At 43.4% G+C, this 17,196-nt stretch carries 8 protein-coding genes; all 8 read right to left on the bottom strand.

Features of this window, described 5'->3' with window-relative positions; genetic code table 11:
• Positions 1 to 31 precede the first annotated feature (31 nt).
• The 8 genes from EKN16_RS04065 to EKN16_RS04030 all read right to left on the bottom strand — a co-directional run bounded on the left by EKN16_RS04065 (position 32) and on the right by EKN16_RS04030 (position 16,713).
• Complete coding sequence (locus EKN16_RS04065) at positions 32 to 1,618, bottom strand: glycoside hydrolase family 43 protein (protein WP_125653855.1); 1,587 nt, start codon at positions 1,616 to 1,618, stop codon at positions 32 to 34.
• A gap of 43 nt (positions 1,619 to 1,661) precedes the next feature.
• Positions 1,662 to 2,561: an aldo/keto reductase gene (locus EKN16_RS04060; RefSeq protein ID WP_125653853.1), complete on the bottom strand. Its 900-nt coding sequence runs from the start codon at positions 2,559 to 2,561 to the stop codon at positions 1,662 to 1,664.
• A 43-nt stretch (positions 2,562 to 2,604) separates the two neighbouring features.
• Positions 2,605 to 3,879, bottom strand: coding sequence for a Gfo/Idh/MocA family protein (locus EKN16_RS04055; RefSeq protein ID WP_125653851.1), 1,275 nt, complete (start codon positions 3,877 to 3,879; stop codon positions 2,605 to 2,607).
• A gap of 118 nt (positions 3,880 to 3,997) precedes the next feature.
• Positions 3,998 to 5,551 carry an ABC transporter substrate-binding protein gene (locus EKN16_RS04050; RefSeq protein WP_125653849.1) on the bottom strand — a complete coding sequence of 518 codons (1,554 nt, stop codon included), beginning with the start codon at positions 5,549 to 5,551 and terminating at the stop codon, positions 3,998 to 4,000.
• A 69-nt stretch (positions 5,552 to 5,620) separates the two neighbouring features.
• The gene (locus EKN16_RS04045; RefSeq protein WP_125653847.1) at positions 5,621 to 6,508 is read right to left on the bottom strand and encodes a carbohydrate ABC transporter permease; all 888 of its coding nucleotides are present in this window, start codon (positions 6,506 to 6,508) and stop codon (positions 5,621 to 5,623) included.
• A 21-nt stretch (positions 6,509 to 6,529) separates the two neighbouring features.
• The gene (locus EKN16_RS04040) at positions 6,530 to 7,501 is read right to left on the bottom strand and encodes an ABC transporter permease (protein ID WP_125653845.1); all 972 of its coding nucleotides are present in this window, start codon (positions 7,499 to 7,501) and stop codon (positions 6,530 to 6,532) included.
• Between the two features lie 362 nt (positions 7,502 to 7,863).
• A complete protein-coding gene (locus tag EKN16_RS04035; RefSeq protein WP_164522668.1) occupies positions 7,864 to 14,124 on the bottom strand; it encodes an S-layer homology domain-containing protein in 6,261 nt (2,086 codons plus the stop codon).
• Between the two features lie 231 nt (positions 14,125 to 14,355).
• Positions 14,356 to 16,713, bottom strand: coding sequence for a helix-turn-helix domain-containing protein (locus EKN16_RS04030; protein WP_125653841.1), 2,358 nt, complete (start codon positions 16,711 to 16,713; stop codon positions 14,356 to 14,358).
• Positions 16,714 to 17,196 lie beyond the last annotated feature (483 nt).

Below are 17,196 nucleotides of genomic sequence, written 5' to 3'. Positions count from 1 at the left end.
TACAGTTTAATAGTTTTCATATTTCATACTGTCACATACCTCTATAAACAAATGCTTGAAACAAGGCTGAACCTTCCGGCTCTCCGTACACGCCTTTCGCATAAATGCCGACTCGGGGAGCTGTAAAACACAAAAACCGCGTATAGTGTTCTGGATACAGAAATTCTGCTGAAAGCTCGATGCCCATACTCGTAAACACTGTGCCGTCCACAGAATAATAAAAAGTAAAATTTTGAGACTTTTCATCTAATTTAGCGCGCAGCCAAACGGGGTCTCCCGATTCAATCGGCAGTACGATTCTAGCAAGTATTTTTTTACCGACATTCACATACTGGTCAAGCTCTATGTAAAACCCATCATGTTCTTGATTCTCATGAAGCTTGGTTACGTCAAAAGCCTGTCCCGATGTTTGTCCAATCCCTCTGCGGATTGAAAAAAATAGGAAAGCGTCCGAATCGCGGTATAGTGTTATTCCCGCTTCCTCGCCTAAGCTTTCAGGATTAAACAGAATCTTCGTTGTTGCTTCAAATCCAAAATGCCGCCAGCGCCGCGTTAAAATAAGCGTAGATTCGAGGCCGAAGGGAATGAAAGGCTTGCAAGCGATTTGCAGCCCTTCCTGCAACAAATCGAATCCTCCTTCTACGGGATGCCGCACCCACTCCCACTCCGGCGAAAGCTCTGTTCCGGTAAAATGATCCTCTACGATTACCTGTTCAATGTCTTGAGCATTTTCAACTAATGGCATCTGAATCTCATCCATTGGGATACCTTTCTCACCAACCACAAACCAATCGTCTTTCGTCCATTGAACTGGCTGGAGAAAGGTTTCCCGTCCAAGCGGACAAAAGCCTCCCGGTGTAAGTGGACGACCACCCAAGTGGAACATCCACCAATCTCCATTCACGTCTTCCACCAGTTTACCGTGCCCAGCTTTTTGTATCTTCTTCTCAGGATTCACTTGCATCATTACCGGGTTATGTGGACACGGTTCGTAAGGCCCCCAAATGGATGAACTCCTAGCTAACGTTTCCATATGCTCGAAGAAGGTTCCCCCTTCCGCCAACATCAAGTAGTACCATCCGTTACGTTTCACGATATGCGGCGCTTCCGGGGCAGAGCCTCCGGTTCCCGGCCAGACCTGTTTAGCATCGCCGATCAACCTTGATCCGTCCTCTGCAAGCTCATGGATCCATCCGCCACCGAAAGCTAGATAACGCTTCCCATCATCATCATTAAAGATCGACGGATCGATAAAATGGTGGTTGAGCACAGTAGCTTCGCTATAAGGCCCTTCTGGTCGGTCCGCGACGAACAACAAATTGGTACATCGTGGTTGCCCGTGGTAATACGGTACGACCACCCAGAACTTCCCGTCATAATAGGAAATGTCCGGAGCGAATACACCGAACGAATCGGGTAACCCGGTTAAATCAAGCTGGCTTTTGCGGGTAACAACGTGTCCAATCGGCTCCCAATGCGCCAAATCCTTGGAATGCAGAACAAGAACGCCAGGAAAGAATTGAAATGTCGAAGTCACCATATAGTAATCCGATCCGACGCGAACGATTGAAGGGTCAGGGTGATCGCCTGGAAGTATAGGATTGTATATCACGCTCATGCTTTATCTCCTCTCAGTAAACTGGCAACATTCAGATCAAAGTTCACTTAAATAAAGATTGACCTTGAAACAATTCATACACCTTGTGTAAGTCATTGGGGGCTAAACCTTCCCCGTCACAGTAAGATAGGTTACTACGTAGTGAATTGAGCGAGGACGTTCCCGTAAGCGTCACGTGAATATCCGGATTACCCAAACTAAACCTCATGCCCGGCTCAATAAGCCCTTTCAGTTGCTTCTTACGCAAGAACTTCAATTGCTCCATTCTAAATTCTGCTTTTTCTAACGTTTCTTTATCCAGAAAATGAGCCGGAGCATCCGCTAAAATACCCATGCCGAGTACACTGCCATTTATAACGCCAATCCCCATTTGACTAGCGAGCGGAAGCACCTCGTCCTTAGCAGTATGATCCAACAGCATATAACGGGCATAAAATTGGATGGTATCGAAACTATCTGTCTTCATATAGCGCAATAAAAGCGGCAAATCCCGCGTAGTCACGCCAATAAACCGTATTTTCCCGTCTCGACGAAGTTTTTGCAGTGCAGGAACCGTCTCATTCATGATCACATCATACGGCTGCGTCTCCACATCGTGAATTTGTAAAAGATCAATCCAATCGGTTTGCAGTCGCTTTAAGCTGTCTTCCACCGAGCGGATTGTGCTGTCATAATCATAGGATAAGTCGAATCGCACTGCTTTGGACGCCAAAACGACACGGTCTCTACGACCGATTAGCGCGTTGCCAATCCGTCGTTCTGATTCACCACGCCCGTACAAAGGAGCAGTATCAATGAAATTAATGCCCGAATCGATGGACTCGTGAATCAATCGCTGAACTTCTTCTTCATCGGTCTTACCGAAATCGCCAGCAAGTGGAGCACCACCGAGGCCAATCTTGGACACTTTCAATCCTGTTTTTCCGAACATTGTATACTGCATTTTCACTCCCACTTTCTCACTCAACAAATCTATGAGTCTATACTTATAACTCTCTTTTCAATTCGCTAATATAATCAGGCATCGCAATAACACGGCTTTCCAAGCGTGATTTTTCTGCGGCAAAGGCAATCAGATGGCTTTGAACCGAAATCCGTGCCCCGGTAAGTCCTTTTTCCTCACCATCACTTTGAACAAGTCGTATGAATTCACGCATAATACCGTAGTCTCCACCGCCATGACCTTCTAAAGCTACGTCGAGATGGATCGTTTCCGTCTTTCCAGTAATGAAGCTCGTCAATTCAATGACATTCTTCTCCATGTCTGCTCTGATTTGTCCGCGGGTGCCCATCAGCTTCAACGACCGTCCACCTTCAGATGTAAAGGCACACATCGTGAAAGCAACCGTTACTTCATTCGCAAATTCCAAATTTACCACCTGATGATCTACGACATTGTTATCACAATGATAGACACATCTTCCGTAAGGCCCTTCCTTCAAGGCTTGAAGCACACCCTCATCGCTCGTGTCGTCGCTGACAACGGATCTGAGAATGGGAGCCACCCAGTCGTTTCTCTCGAGATACGCCTTGGGAGCATAATAAGAACACTCATCCTGCACCGGACATCCGTCCAAACAACGTTGTGGAGCGCCCTCTGGCGCAGATTCTTTGCGAAAATGGGTCAACGAGCCGAAGGACGATACTTTGGTACAGTCCGCATCAGCCAGCCATAGTAAGATGTCCATGTCATGGCAGCTCTTGGCCAAAATCATAGGGCTCGAAGTTTCTGAATTGTTCCAGTTCCCCCTGACAAAGCTATGAGCTTGGTGTCCAAATTCAACATTTTCTGTATGTTGAATCGATACGAGCCTGCCAATTCTTCCCTCTGTCAGTAACTTCTTGATCGTCACGAAAAAGTCTGTATAGCGAAGGACGTGACAAATGGAAAACACCCGTTTATATTTCTCAGCGTAATCACCCATGACGATGCATTCTAACGGATTCGGCGACATCGGCTTTTCCAACAGAACATGATAGCCTTTCTCCAGCGCCTTGATCGCTGGCTTGTAGTGCAGCTTATCCTGTGTGCAGATTAGTATGGCATCGGCCAACTTGGGTCCATCAAGCAGCTGCTCCCAACTGGAATAACAATGCTCATCGGAAACGTCATGGGCTTGTTGAAATCGTTCTCTCCGCTCTGAATTCATATCTGCAACGGCGACGAATTGAATGTCACCAGGGTTTTTCAATGCATAGGAGGCGTAAGCATCCATGCCTCTTTGTCCGGCTCCGATTAATGCCGCAGTAATTTTTCTCATACTCGTTTTCTCTCCTTTTTGAAACTTACTATACTCTGGCATGTAAAAAGGGAGCTCTCACATGCTTACATATCACTATGTAATTGCATGATAAGCTCCCGATTACTAAGAATTAGTATTACTTACCTTTGCTTTGCTTCCAAGCGTCGATTTGCTTCTGCTCCTCGGCGACAATTTTGTCGCTTCCGGCCTTTTTCAACTTATCAATAAATTCCGGCAATACTTTAGCAGGATCTACAGAACCAGTTTCAAGCATAGCCACATATTGTGATGTCACTGTTCCTGATTGGGCAATTTCGGTTTTCACCGGTGTTGGATCGAAGCTGAAACCCAATAACGGAGACGGAGTCGCACTCTGATTCATCTTAATCGTCGCTTCCCATGTTCCCGGTTGCTGACCTTTGAGGTAATACCCGTTAAATTGGTTGCCGATTTCCCAATCAAATTGAGGGTCGTAACCGCTGTCTTTAATGGCTTCTACTGTATTCTCATCTACTTTTTTGTAGTGCTTGCCTTCAATTCCGTGAGCAAGGAGATTATAAAGTTGCTTGTCTTTAAATAACAAATCCATCAGCATAACCGCTCGTTCAGGATTTTTGGACGTAGTGCTAACGCCAGTCATTGTGGCGATAATCGAGCTTGTCAACAGATAAGGCTGGGAAAGGCTTACGACATTTACTGCTTTACCCCCTAAGCTTGCTGCAATTCCTGCATCCCCGCCAGGTGCGATGTTACCTGCGTTCAAGCTGGCTGTTTTGCCTGCTTTTCTATCCGCTTGTACGTCCTTCAACGTCGCAGCATCTTTTCTCATGAAGCCTTTTTGATTCCAATCTCTCATTAAAGTAACGTATGACTTGTATTCTTCTGACTCAAATTGGTTGACTACCTTTAAGGAAGTATCCGTTAATTTGATCGTACCTGGAACGTTGCGGCCAGCAACTTCATCAAAACCATAATAAACAATATTTTTTCCGAAGGTACCATCATAGGAATTCTCATATGGGATCATATCAGGGTTATTTTGTTTCACTTGAGCCAGGAAAGGTGCAAGATCATCTAATTTTTTAATACTTTCTGATTTAATGCCATATTTATCTGCCAAATCTTTTTGCAGTGCAACACCATTTGTCATCGTCCAGGCTTGGTAATTAGGAATCGCATAAATCTTACCTTTAACTTTTGCGGCATCCCAGCCCATCTTGGGAATCGTTTGCATAATCGTTGGGGCATATTTATCCAGAAGGTCATCAAGCGGGATAAATGCGCCTTTATTTACATTCTGATAATAATTATTTGCCCAGTTAGCAGTGAAAGCTAGATCGTAATCATCTCCTCCAGCATTGACCAACTGCATTTTTTGATCGTAAGCGCCCCAGTCAACCAACTTCAGATGCAAAGTTACATTGAGCTTGTCTTTCAATATCTTGTTCATTTCCGCTTCCACCGAAGCAATATCGGCTTGCGGCGTATCGTCAAGATACCAAGTCAAATCTACTGGATCTAACTTTGATGTTGCAGATTCGGTTTGAGAAGCCGTGTTCTGTGGAGTCGTATTCGGTTGAGCGGATTCGTTTTCATTTTTTTTGTCTCCGCATCCGACTAGTCCACCTGTAAGCAAAAGACTGGTTGCAAGTAATGCGCTAGCGCTTCTAATTCCCTTACCCTTTTTCATTTGTATTACCTCCCAGTTATTATCTATGTGTATCGGCATATACCGTTACAACCAATATGAGTAAGCAGGTCATCCTTTGACGGCACCTACCGTTAAGCCTTTAACGAAATATTTCTGAAAAAACGGGAAAACGAACAGAATCGGTCCCGCAGCCAAGATCGCAATCGCCATACGAGCCGTTTCATTAGGAAACTGGGTCATATTGACGCTGATGTTACCCGCTTTGAGATTGCTTGACAAATACTGAATATTGTTCATGATCCTGTAGAGCATATACTGTAACGGGATCAGCTTCTCATTATCGATATAAAGCATTGCGAGCCACCAGTCGTTCCAATAAATAAATGCGATAAATAATCCGACAGTGGCCATGGCAGGTTTAGCTATAGGCAGGACGATTTGATAAAAGATTCTCCACTCTTTCGCTCCGTCGATTTTGGCTGACTCTATCAGTGCCAGCGGGATTTCGGATAAAAAACCCTTCATCAGCAGCACGTGCCACGGAATAATCACATAGGGTAAAATCAAAGAGAGAAGAGTATCGTCGATGTGCAAATACTCTTTAATCAAGATATACCAAGGGACAAGTCCACCGTTAAATAAGAGCGTGAAAAATATGAAAAATGATAGCTTATTCGCGCCAAAGAAATCTTTACGGGACATCGTATAAGCTAACATTGCTGTAATGAGCAGGCTGAGCGCCGTTCCGATCAAGGTCACCGCGATCGATACGGTATAGCCGTTAATCAGTTGTTTGGGACTATGCAGCAAGTAGTCGTATGCAAAAGTTGTAAATGTTCTGGGAATGAGTCTATATCCTTCCTTGGCAATGTCTGACTCTGTTGAGAACGAAATCGAAATGACATACAGAAGCGGAATAATGCAGAAGATAGAAAATAGGATAAACCAGGCGTGAATAAGCCCTCTTCCCAGATTCGTTTTTCTCATTAAACCCATGGTTTTCACTCTCCTTTCTCTTTAGAATATCGCATTTTCTTTGTTCACTTTTCGAACAATGAAGTTCACCGTCAACACAAGCGCAAAACCGACTAAAGATTGATACATACCGATTGCCGTTGCCATACCGACATCCCCTGACACCCGCAAGGCTCGATATACATAAGTGTCAATAACATCCGTTGTTGCATATAACGCGCCGGAATCGGCAGTAAGGAAATAAAACATTCCGAAATCGGAGTAAAATATTTTCCCAACCTGCAATAGAGTAATCAGGACAATTAACGGCGTAAGCAGCGGGATGGATATATTTCGAACCTGCTGCCATTTGGAGGCTCCGTCAATTGAAGCGGCTTCATAGAAACTTTTGTCGATGCCCATAAGTCCCGTATAAAAGATCAGTGTGGAGTATCCGACATTTTTCCATAGATAAGCAAGACTTAATATGTAAGGCCAGAATTTAGATTCCATGTACCAGTTGATTTCTGCAAAGCCCATTTGCTTGAAAAGGTGATTGATTACACCCAACTGAGGATTAAGTAACGCATAAGTAACATAACTGACAACAACCCAAGACAAAAAGTAAGGAAAAAACAAAGCGGTTTGATACAACTTGACAGCCTTGCGGCTCAATTCAAAGAGCATAAGTGCAAACGAGATTGAAACTCCAATCGTTATGACAATGAAACTTAAGTTCAATAGAAGCGTATTGCGCGTAACTTGCAAAGCAGCATCCGATGTGAAGAAAAATTTGAAATTGTTCAAGCCTGCCCAATCGCTTCCCCAAATACCTTTGGTGAAATTAAAATCCTTGAAGGCAAGCACCAAACCAAACATAGGCAAATACTGAAATATGATGACGAATAATAAGCCAGGGACCGCCAAACCAATTAATCCCTTGTGACGTTTGATCTCCCTCCAGAGAGATTTACTCCCTTTATATTTTATATTTTCACGGGTTTCACTACTTCGAATTTCAGTTTGATAAGCCATAACTTCGACCTCCTTCTTCTAGGTGATTTCGTGTTGAATTCTCTCTCTCCACAGATCACATCATACTTTCTTCAATTAAGAAATCATACTGTAATTAGTGCTGTTCATAGCATTTTCAACTGCAAAAAAAGGCATTTTACTGTACTTATCGTTCAAGTACGGTAAAATGTCTGGTTAAAATCGCCCTTTCCGTTAGCACCACCATATCCTCTCTCGTGATCGAAGCTTGCGGTTCGAACAAAAAGCGTTATCTAACTGTACTTATCGTTCAAGTACGTTAACGAATAAACCCTTAGTTCAGGCAAGCATGAATGACAATGCTTGCCTGCATACTAAGAGTTAAAGTTCTTGTATTGTATATCCTATTTATTCAACAAATAATAGATCGTCTGAGCCATCTGCGCCCGGTTCGTTTTGTCCACCGGAGAGAGTTCTGTACCGCTGCCTTTCATCATACCCGCATTTATAAACAGCGTCATGGCCTCTTTCGCCCATGGTGCGATCTGATTGGCATCCGTGAAGTCTGCCAGATCCAGATCCTGTCCAGCTTTAGCTGCTGGCAGTTGGTCCAACACTTTCAGCGTGTTGTACATGAGCGTGTTCATCTCTTGATTGGTAAGCTCCTTGTTCGGTGCAAACCTGTTAATGCCTATGCCATTGGATATGCCGAGCCGCTTGGCTGCTGCAAGATAACCTGTATAATAGGCGTTTCCTGCATCTGAGAAGTTATCTACTGCATCCTGATCAGGAGCGATACCATAGGCTCTCATCACCATCACCATAAACTGTGCTCTGGTTAAGTTCGCATCCGGACTGAAATTACCTTTACCTGTCCCTGTAGTGATGCCCCTTGCTGCGACAAAGCTTACCGCATCGCTGTAGGCCGCAGATTCGGATACGTCCTTGAAGCTGACTTTATTGTAACCTACTGCATATTTCGAGGAGGAAGAACTCTTAAAGTTCATCGTACCCGTTGCAGAGTCGTATAAGCCGTTGCTTACGATTTCAAGTTGATCTTGGGCAGTCATGGCGTATATGACTACAGCATTCGGATCCTCACCTGGTTTCAGCGTGTATGGCACAGATACCGATATCTTCCCGTCTAACTGGGATAGGGTTTTGTCGCCGCTGGTCACGCTGACGTTGAACACCGGTCTGTCGCCCACTCTATGCTGATCTTGGTGAGATAACGTTGAGGCTTCCGCCTTGGAGGCTGTCACCTTAACTCCACCTTCCGCATGTGTGGACATGCCGGAGACCGACTTCGCATCAAAGGTGAAGGAAGCAATTGGCGTGATTAATGTCAGCCCATCTGTTTGGCTTCCTGCCACTAAACGTAATGCCGCTTCCGGAATGTTGACTTCAACGGATTGGGTGTCCGCCGGTGCATTTACGTTAATTTTTATTTCAACTTTTGCGTCTCCGCCCTGCTTCGCAGCTTCTGCTGCTGCCTTGTTTATGGCGTATTCTACTTGGTCTTTGGATACGGCAGCGCTCGCCTTTCCGTTATTGTCCGAAGAAGTCTTAACCGTTGTTGTGGCGGTTACTGTATTTCCTTTTACTGTGATTTCAGTTACCGGTGTCGGCTCCGGCGTTGGCGTCGGTGTCGGTGTCGGTATCCACGTTGATCCTGCATCAACAGTTACGCGGACGCTTGTTATTAATGCTACACCGTTTGGATTTGCCACTCCTGCTGGCAACGTTACGGTTCCCTCAACAGTAAATGTCTGTGCTGTCTTTAAGACTGGATCATAGCTTGAAGCCCCTACATTCCATGTCACATTGGTATTCACACTTCCTTTATCGGTAACCAGTTCTACTGAGGAAGGCAATCCAAGGGCTGCTGCCGTCTTGGCTGTTCCGCTCTCTACACCTGTAATTGCTGCGGGTTTTGTTAGGCTCAGAAGCGTCTTGTCCTGAACCGTAGCAGCATCTACAGTGACACTAATGCTTGTTGTCAATGCTAAGTCGTCTGGATTTGCCACCCCAGTAGGCAACGATGCTTTTCCATTTACTGTGAAAGTCTGTGCCGTCTTCAGGGCTGGATCATAGCTTGAAGTATCTACATCCCATGTCACATCAGCATTCACAATTCCTGCATTGGTAACCAATTTTACTGTGGATGGCAATCCAAGGGCTGCTGCCGTCTTGGCTATTCCGCTCTCCACTCCTGTAATTGCTGCAGGTGTTATTACGCTCCCAAACGTTATTTCCTGATCTGCCTCTGCATTTACAGATATACTGATGCTTGTTGTCAAGGCTACACTATTTGGATTTGCCACCCCTTCAGGCAAGACTACGGTTCCTTCTACAGTGAAGGTCTGTGCTGTCTTTATGGCAGGATCATAGCTTGAAGCCTCTAAATCCCATGTCACATTGGCATTCACATTTCCCGTATCTGTAACCACTTCTACTGTAGCAGGCAATCCAAGGGCTGCTACAGTCTTGGCTGTTCCGTTCGCCATTCCTGCGATCGTTGCTGGTGTTGTAACGCTAACGAGCTTCTTATCCGCTGAAAGCACAGTCACTTTTTGCAAAACATCGCCCGTATACTGGTCAGCGTGAGCAACCGCTATGATTGTACCGACACTTGCATACATTGCAGGGTCGAGTTCGGCAAACGTCAACGGCAAAACCCTCGTTCCTTTCGTGAACTGGGCGCTAATCGTCTGGGCTAATACTGGCGCCGTACCTGCGGCAGTGGACGCATCTTGCAGCGTGCCCATGGACTCAAGCCCTTCGACGCTTACAGTTGTGCTGACGGTTTTATTCAATCCGACCAGATGTCCACTTACTGTAAACGTACCGATCTGTTTATACTGTGACGACTTGACCAGATCCCATTTAATAATTGCAATTTGGTTCGTTCCGTCAGCAAACGTAACTTTGGTTGTAACAGGCAATGCCGGAACTCTCCCCACAGGCGTAGTGAGAGGATCAATAGATCCTACCGAGGTGATCGTATAAGCTTTGTCAATGTAAATGGTATAGGTTTTGCTGCCTGCTGACGTGATTTCCGAAAGCACCAACGTGTTTCTTCCATAATTTAAGCTTGGAAGTTCTGTTGCTGTTGTATAATCTGCAAAATGATCCGTAATATCTGCACCATTGAGCGCCACCGTTGTTGTCGCACCGGCCAATATCGGACGCGGTCTGATCAGGGTGACCGGCTTCGAATTATCGCTGACAGCTGATTCGTAAAGGAACCAGGTTGGGTTATAATCCCCGGTTAATGTGACGTTGCCCAGATTGAATTTCGTTCCATAATCTACATAAGTCGGATTGGAGATTATTTTAATATCGTCCATCAAAACAGTTGAATTAATTCCGCCAAAAGCTACACCCCCAGAGGTGTAAGTTCCGTCGTTAACAGACATGATTGTGGTACCATCTACGACAAATCCGACTTTACCGCCATAAGTCTGAATTTGGAAATCATGCCAGTCAGATTCAACGAATCCGCTCGGTACTTTGCTCTTTCCAAGCGAGACGTCAGATGAAGAAGTATGCTTAGATATTTCAAAGTACGAAGTTCCTGCCGAATAACCGGTAGTTCCATTTTTATTCCGTCTGTAGACTACTTGATAGCTTGCAGGATTTTTTGCCGTTGTTCCATTGATTACTGCAGTCATGACATAGATTGTAAAATTATCGTATGCTTGACCCAGAACATTATTGGAACCCCAACCTTCAAATTTCCACTTCAAATTGACAATGTAGTTGTTCCATGAGGCACCCGTCTGGTAAAAATTCTGTCCATCTGTGACGACATTTTGCAGAACTTGATTACTCGAGTCGGCCGGATCTGCAACAATGCTCATAGCCGATGTGCCATTCTTTGTGAAGCTTGGTGTGATGCCATCACCAAAATTTAGATCCAGCCGCACTTTATTGTCGTTAGAAGAATCATAAGCTGGCGCAGGCGGCGCAACTACCGGACCTGGCACAGGCGCTTCTTCCCCTCCATAAATGTATAGCTGATCGTAGAAGCTGACGCCTTTGCCATCATCCGAACCCAATTCAACTCTGCTGAACGCAGTTTGTGCGCTCGAAGTCTGGACTAACACGCCGTCAATATACAGCTTTACGTCTGTGCCGCTCGTATAGTCCCATTTCAATTCATGCCAGCCGTACGTGCGCGGAACGGATGATGCCGTTTCCGTTGAGCCATTCGACAGGACATAGTAACTTCCGCTCACTGTCGTGTCCAGACCCAGTCCCACTGCAGTTACACCGTCGTCCACTCGCGCCAGCGACTTGACTGTTGTAGCAATGCTGGTTCCTGAATCATAAGGGGCTTGGTTGCCACTTTGTCGATCAAACAATTTCACGGTGACGATCTTATTCAGCAAGCCTCCGAAATCGCGATACAACACCGGCTTCGAACCGTTCGCCGCACCATCGCTATTGATTTTCAAAGACTGCTTTCCATTGAATACGCCCTCAGACATCCATTCGGTTGTAATGCCCGGGATCGCCCCTCTGTAGGACCACTTCGACAAATCGATTACATTTTCAAAGTCTTCCTTGAAATAGATATTGCCAGGCTCCTGAACAGAAGCTGCCGCCGGCAAATAAACACTTGGAAACTCTGTCGTTACGCCAATTTGGTCATAGGCCATCAAAGCGTCGTTAAACGTAGCGAGTTGGTTCGTATGCGAGCCGAAATCAATGTTTGTATTCGAATACGTAATTTTATCCCCATATTGCGTGGTCGTATTTACTTCCGCATTAAAATGCTGAGGGTTTACGATTTTAACATTGTTGAGCTCGAATCCCGAAGCGCCCATATCCAGATTCATTCCATTAGGCGCAATATCCGTCATACTCGGATTGGCTCCTACGTTGTCGATCAACATTTGGTTCATATAATTGGGCTTATAGTTGGTTGAACCTTTGTACAGATAGCAGGCAAAGAATGCCCCGTCGTCCCCACCATCCTGCTGAGCGTCGTGCAAGTAAATATATTCGAATGTATTATGGTGAGAATACATATCCGTCATAATATTGAAATCTTTATCACCGTTCGGAGCAGCAACGTTAGGATTTCGGCTATGACCCGCCGTAATGAATATCCCTCTTCTCGGCGTGTTGTAAATCTCAAGATGCGAGAAGGTGCTGTACCCCGAATTATTGACTTGGATGCCAGAAGTTTGCCCTACCAGTTGGCCAATATCATGGATCATCATATTGGTAATCGTATTATCCCTGCTATAGCCGTCTCCATTCGAATCTCCGCCGACACCGGGATAACCGCCCTCGATATTGATACCACCATGTCCGGTGTATTCAATCAGACTATCTTCAATCGTTGTATGCTGGTTGGCCAAATAAAGCTCGATCCCGAACATACCCGCATTTTTAATGTGCGTCTTGGAAATCGTGATATGATTCGTATTCGTCAGCGTCATGACGCCAACTTGAAACTCGACTCTTTCCGTCTGTTCGCTATAGGACGGCTGCGTGCTGCCCGCCGCTTCAGGCGGATAGAATCCCAACCCTGCGCCGGCATCGCCCCAGTTCCAACCGTAACTATAGTAATCAGGGAAATTCGTATCTTTAAACTCAAGGCCGCTAAATGTAATATGCGATACCATACTCGTACGAGACGCGCCTTTGATATCCACGATTTTCTCAACAGCTGGGATGACGACGTTCTGATCACTAATGTTTCCGGAACCAGCTAGTGGATAATAATAGAGATATCCTGTCTTCTTGTTGAAATAATATTCTCCGGGCTGATCCAGGAAACCCAGATTGCCCTGCAAGAAGTATCTTGCATTACTGCCTGTTGCATATTTGGGGCGATAGGCTTCGGGCTTGCCTGGCACAGTTTTGTAGGTCAACGTACGTATAGATGTATTGATGCTTGCCAGAGGAACGGTATCTGTCATCCAGTCCCAGTATCCGCCATCCCACATATATACCTGAGCATCTAGGTCACCACGTGACTGTGCATTTACTAATCCAGTTAATGAATCAGTATCCAGATCAGCTGAGTTATACACTAATGTAGTGAGTGTACCACCAACTGATTTCATATAAGTAGTAGAAGAGGCTGGAAATCTTGGGTCATTAGATAAGTTCTTGGTGCGTGCCATTGTTGCTCTGGCATCGTTAACATATAAAGTATTGAAGTTTACTTCTGTACCCACATTAGTTTTGTATACACTTCCCGCTGCTGCGGCAGGTAAATCTGCATCGGCACCTGTGCGCTCTACCAAATTCCAGGGTGAAGCTACTTTATTTCCACCGATGAATTTTGCAGTTCCCAAGCCATTCAAATTCCTATAAATAACGTTAAATCCATTGGTACCCGAGTCACTCTCATTGAATGAAATCGTATTATTGACGTAATAATTGCCTGCAGCAACAAAGACGTATATATCCCCTGTCATATTGCTGTTAATTAAGCGTACTGCATCCCGAGCTGCTTGCAACGTAGCAAATGGGTGTTCATAAGACCCGTTATTCGTATCGCTGCCAGTCGGTGAAACAAAGAATTCTGCTTGTATCTTGCTCTGGGTTACTTCAGAAGCCTGTGCAGCATTTATCCCCCAACTTAACAATGTGGTTGTTAGCATACACAGCATGACTAGAACAGACAATAGCTTTTTAATCATTCGTTCTTCCTCCATTCTTATTTGGCTACTTTGAAAACTGAATTAAAACGCTTTCATATATCTGTTTTTAGCTCTCTATTCTCCCCTCTATTGAATATCCACATCTTACTTTCTCCATTTAAGAAATCACACTGTAAATAGTGCTGTTTATTGCACTTCCATTGTAAAAACAGGCATTTTACTGTACTTATCGTTCAAGTACGGTAAAATGCCTGGTTAAAATCGACTTTTTCAGTTAAGTTGCCGTGTTTCTTTCACATTTTTATTTAACACATATTCTTTGGGTGTAACACCGTATTTCTTTTTAAACAGTTTATAAAAGTAACTCTCATTTTCCACGCCAATTTTTTGAAGAATTTCTTTTATACTACGATTGGAATTCTGTAGCCAATCCGCGGCTTTTTCCAATCGCACATCATTGAGGTAATCAGCAACCGACCTCGCACACTGATTATTGAAAATTTTACTTACTTGCTTAGACGATATATTCAATTTATCTGAGACATATTGCAAGCACATCGCAGGGTTCGCGTAATCTGCTTGAATTAGCTCTATAACCGTGCCTGCAATAATAGCATGCTTGTCGTTTTCCGTCCGCTCCGCGCTGGATACGATATTCTCGCATAAATGCAAGATTTTTTCTTGCTGCTCTTCCAATGTTTCCATGCTAAAAAGCTGTTGGGACAGCAAATTGAAATTGATATGCAAAGGTTCTAATCTGATCCTGTTGATTTCATCAGTCATTTCTTTCAACGTATTGACTAAATTCATAACAGACATAAGGACGTTATTATAGTTCAACTTTGTAATTTCATCAAATATTTTATTCAAGGTTTCCTCAGCATAAAGGGCATTCCCACTTTTCAGCGAATCGACCAGTTTCTTTTCTAACGAGGCCGAATAACCAAGCTGTGAATTATTCGTATTGCTTTGAATAATCTGGTTCGTTAAAATGCATGACTTGCCGAATATCAAGCGATATACCGAATTATTCAAAGCCACAGAATACATGTCGGTCAGATCATGAAGACTTTCGCAAATGTCACTGACAAAAATGGAAATAGATAATCTAAAGTATTGACTTATGTGCGATTGAGATATTTCCCAAAGTCTAGTTAGCTCCGAAGCGTTTGTTTCCTTATCAGAATCGTCGATATTCAAAATAAAGGCAATATGATCATTTTTTATTTCGACTGCTTCGATCCTAAAGAATTCCGATAATATTTCAATTGAAATGTTGATGATCCCGTAAATGCAAAGATCACGATCAAAATGACCATACATCTGCTCAAACTGTGAGCGGTCATCGATCTTCACGATGCAAACAAGTCCGGGCTCGTACTGTGACAAGCATACCCCCGACTCCGATGTTACTTTGACAAACTCATCCTTGGTTACCGAATGGCTATCCGCAAGAAGCTTTCTTAGGAAGTAGGTTTTCAAAATTTCACGGTCCGATTGTTTATCAAGCTTGTATTGTTTTAATTGATCGATAGATAACTGATAAGCTTTGTTCAAGTACGATATTTCATCCTTCGAGTGAGAATGATCTATTTCTGTTACATTGGATACCACTTGTTTGACCAAATTACCAATCGGTTTGTAGATTTTTCTGGAAATAAAGATAGAAGCGACAAATGCTATTAACATAAACACAACGATAATTGCGATTAAAGTATATTTCAAAGTATTAATTTTTTGAAATACTTCATCATATAATTGTGCTTTCACTAAGGTCCAATTCATTCTTTCTACATACGTATAGGTAATGAGATACTTTTTACCATTCATGTAATCCGTATAATATCCCGTATTATCTGAAGAAGTCAGTCCGCTATGATGCTTTTGATAAATCGCTTTCAAAGGATCCTGTAACTCGTCTTTCTCCAGATTATTTCCGATAATTTCCCCTTTATTATCAAGAATAATGATTTTATCTTGCCGCTTCTCATCCACCATATTGATGTCCTTGATATTGTTGAGCAGCCATTCGGTACTGGCATTTACGACTAAGGCTCCATCAGGTTGATTGGAAGCATCCTTGAAGTCATACATTAAATAAGTGACTACATTCTCATATCGCTTCTTGTCATTGCCTTTGCTATATTCAATCTTCCTAGGCAATGGCTTCAATTTCGGTAATTCCTGCTTGGATTGAAGCAAAGTTTCGAAATCCTTATCTTTAAATAACAGATCATCCCGCGTCGTGAAATACGTTTTTGTAGCACCGTTATACAAATATATGGAGTGAATAAAGGGATTGATATTTAGTACCGAAGTTTTGATTTTGTTTAATTCATTGAGTGTATCCGCATAGTCAACTTGATTGTTATAAATCAATGAGCTGATCTCGGGGTTATAGTACATGGATAAAACAGAGTTAACAATCATATCATCCATCATGTTAATGTTATATTTCACCTGGTACAATATCTTTTTGTTCGCTTCGTACTCATTATCCAAAACGGCTTTCTCAACCTGAAAAAATGCGATAATTGCAAACAAAATAAGCGGAAGTAGAATAGCCAACGTGATCCACAGATAAATCTTACGTAAATAACTTCGTTGTTTTTTGGTTTTAGTGCGCATTAGACCACCCTCTATGTTTGTCGATCAGTCTTGATGTAAAAAAGCTATAAGAAAGTAATCGTTTCCTTATCTTAATTTGCTGAATGGAAAAAGTCTATTGTAAATACTTCCGTTTTCTAGCAAACATGACTGTAAAAAAGGCATTTTACTGTAATTGCAGACAAAGCCTGCTCCTAGTATGATGATCTTCATGCTTCTTTCTATAGGCGTGGTTCCCACAAAACTCTTAAAAGCACGAATAAAGTGACCAGTGGATGAAAAATTCAAATATCCAGCAATCCCTTGTACACGAACAAGCATCAGAGGCTGCCGGATTTAGATATGGACGAAGACCATCTATGATTTCCTCTTTTCGTACGGATAACATTCTATAACGATTACTACTTTGCGTTTCTCCGATAGTCTAGCCTGCAGCATTTATAATAGAGCTTCAGTTAGCGAAAAAATAAATCGCATTATTTTTGAAAAAAGCTATCTCAAACT

This window comes from Paenibacillus baekrokdamisoli (assembly GCF_003945345.1).
Lineage (GTDB): Bacteria > Bacillota > Bacilli > Paenibacillales > Paenibacillaceae > Paenibacillus_Z > Paenibacillus_Z baekrokdamisoli.
The sequence above is the reverse complement of the archived record's forward strand: the minus strand, read 5'-3'. Positions and strand labels throughout refer to the sequence as shown.